Annotated in this window: 2 protein-coding genes; one reads left to right on the forward strand and one right to left on the reverse strand. The window is 57.8% G+C overall.

Annotated elements, in window-relative coordinates; translation table 11 throughout:
* Window positions 1–245 precede the first annotated feature (245 nt).
* The gene (pyk, locus tag ACEYDX_RS06255) at window positions 246–1,715 is read right to left on the reverse strand and encodes a pyruvate kinase (protein WP_373741165.1); all 1,470 of its coding nucleotides are present in this window, start codon (window positions 1,713–1,715) and stop codon (window positions 246–248) included.
* A 307-nt stretch (window positions 1,716–2,022) separates the two neighbouring features.
* Between pyk and ACEYDX_RS06260 the strand changes: the two genes are divergently transcribed.
* Window positions 2,023–2,544 (forward strand): hypothetical protein, encoded by a 522-nt coding sequence (locus ACEYDX_RS06260; RefSeq protein WP_373741166.1) that lies wholly within the window; start codon window positions 2,023–2,025, stop codon window positions 2,542–2,544.
* Window positions 2,545–2,928: the final 384 nt, after the last annotated feature.

Raw genomic sequence — 2,928 nt, forward strand, 5'->3', positions numbered from 1 at the left:
AAATTGATACGGCCAAATGGCTTGCTGACCGCAGCCGGTTGTAGGTACGGTTAGCCGCCCCAAGCGGCGTAACCGTACGCAACGTGGTTTGTTTTCAGACGGCGGGTCAAGAGTAAAAAACAGGGGAAGATTGCACGACAGAAACGGATTGCCGGCAGCAGCAAAAAGCGGCATACCCACAAACAAAGGCCGTCTGAAAACTTTTTCAGACGGCCTTGTTGCGGATTTCCATCACCGCAATCCGCTTATTCCACGGTCAATACTTGCAGCATATTGGTCGAACCCGATTCGCGCATCCGCGAGCCGCTGGTCATGATGAACAGGTCGCCTTTGGCGAGCACGCCGCGTTCGAGCAGCATCGCTTCCACTTCGTTGATGGCGGTTTCGTGGTCTTTGCTGGTGGCAATCATCAGCGGACGCACGCCGCGGTACATGGCCATGCGGCGTTGGGCGGACACGCTGGGTGTGAGCGCGTAAATCGGCAGCTGGATGCTGTGGCGGCTCACTTCGAAAGCGGTCGAACCGCTTTCGGTCAGCGCGACAATCGCTTTGGCGTTGACCGCGCGGGCGATGTCCACCGCGCCGGATGCGATGGCGAGATTGGTGCTCACAGGCTCTTCGCCGTATTCGTCTTCCACGCCGTTGAGCGAATCCTGTTCGGCTTCGGCGGCGGCGGCGATGATGGCCATCTGGCGCACGGTTTCGAAGGGATACGCGCCCACGGCGGTTTCGGCGGAACACATGACCGCATCGGTGCCGTCCAAGACCGCGTTGGCCACGTCGCTTACTTCGGCGCGGGTGGGCACGGGGTTGGTAATCATCGATTCCATCATCTGTGTGGCGGTGATGCTGAAGCGGCGCAGTTCGCGGGCGCGGCGGATCATGCGTTTTTGCAGCGCGGGTACGGCGGCATGGCCGACTTCCACGGCCAAATCGCCGCGCGCCACCATGATGCCGTCTGAAGCCAGAATGATTTCGTCGAGGTTTTCAATTGCTTCCACGCGTTCGATTTTCGACACCAAACCGGGGCGCACGGCGCTGCTGCCCTTCATTTCTTCTTCCACTTTGGCGCGGGCGGTGTGCAGGTCTTCGGCGGATTTCACGAAGCTGACGGCCAGATAGTCGCAGCCGATGGCGATGGCGGTTTTGAGGTCGCGGAAGTCTTTTTCGGTGAGCGCACCGGCGGAGAGACCGCCGCCGCGTTTGTTGATGCCTTTGTTGCTTTTCAGCACATGGCTGTTTTCGACGGTGGTGATGATGCGGCTGCCTTCCACGCTGTCGACGGTGAGCGTGAGCAGGCCGTCGTCGAGCCATAAAACGTCGCCGGCTTTCACGTCGTCGGGCAGGTTGCGGTAGTCGAGACCGACCGCTTCGCGCGTGCCTTCGCCGTCGAGCGCGGCATCGAGCACCAGTTTTTCGCCCTGATTGAGCTGGATGCTGCCGCCCGCGATTTTGCCGACGCGGATTTTCGGCCCCTGCAAGTCGGCCAAAATGGCGATTTCGCGGCCTGCGCGGCGCGCGGCTTCGCGCACGATTTCGGCGTTTTCGCGGTGGAATTCGGGCGTGCCGTGGCTGAAGTTGAAGCGCACCACGTTCAGGCCGCCGATGCGTATCATGTCTTCGAGCAGTTCGACATTGTTGCTGCCCGGGCCGAGCGTGGCCACGATTTTGGTGTTGTGGCGGATGCGGGTCAAATCGCGTTTCGAGGTAGTCATAAAGAATTTCCTGTTCGGGGATTTTGTTGTCGGAGCATTGTACGCTGAAAAATACAACGGATGTTGGAAAATTACAGGCTTTTATGATTTAGGCCAAACCGTGTGTTATCTTATTGTACGGACAGACGAATCCGCATCGTGCAGACAGACAAATTTCCGCCGCGCCGTTTGTGCGGCGGCACGGTGCTGCGGGTTCGGACGGATGCTTTCAGACGGCATCCGCCGCTTGGCAGGCCGTCTGAAAACGCTATACAACCGTTTCAGACGGCCTTATCATTAGCCCGTTTCCTTCAATCCGGCCAACCGCATGATACGTCTGATTACCGCCATTCCCGTTTGGATTGTCCTTGCCGACATGGTGTACGGCCTGTCGCTCAACATCATGCAGAGCATGAACCTTTACCAGAACAACACCCGTCTGCCGCCCGACGGCCTGCCCGTCAGCCCCGCCATCGCCTTCAACGGCCTGCAGTTGGCGGCCAACGGCGGCATGATTTTAATCATCGGCTTCGGCCTGCTGGTGCTGCTCCAACTCAACCGCACCGTATTGCGCAGGCAGATTCTCGAAATCGGCGTGTTCCGCGCTTTGGGGCTGCTGGCCGTGCTCGCTTTCAGCGTGCCTTCGCTGTGGCAGTGGTTTTGGGCGTTGGTGGACAGCGCGCAGGGTTTGGACGTCATTAACCGCAGCAATCCGCGCTATTTGGTTGCCGCGGCCTGCATTCCTTATGTTGCGCTGCTGTGCCTGTGGCGGCTGTTCGGCTGGTACCGCCTGCACAAAACCGCTGTGCCGGAAGTGTTTGCCGACGATGCGGGCAGGATGCAGATGTAACCGGTTTTCCGAACGGATGGATTCAGACGGCCTGTACAGTACAGGCCGTCTGAATTTTTTACGGTGGGCCGAGGCGGTGTTTTTTTGACGGCTTGGTTGGATATTGCGTTGACAGCATAGGGGTCAGACAGGGTGTTCCGGCTTCTGTCGTTCCCGCGCAGGCGGGAATCCATATTCGACATTTGCAAGTGGTTGTTTAAAACAAGATACCGGATTTCAAATATGGATTCCCGCCTGCGCTGGAATATAGCAAATAAACTTATTTATCGATACACACCTGAAACAGCCAATCCACATCCGTAATTCGCAGCCGATTCCTAACACCTTTAATCCAAGCCCACTTTTTCTCTATCTGATTCAGATCGGGGCTATAAGGTGGAAGCC

Origin of the sequence: Neisseria sp. (genome assembly GCF_041804105.1) — a bacterium.
Taxonomy (GTDB): domain Bacteria; phylum Pseudomonadota; class Gammaproteobacteria; order Burkholderiales; family Neisseriaceae; genus Neisseria.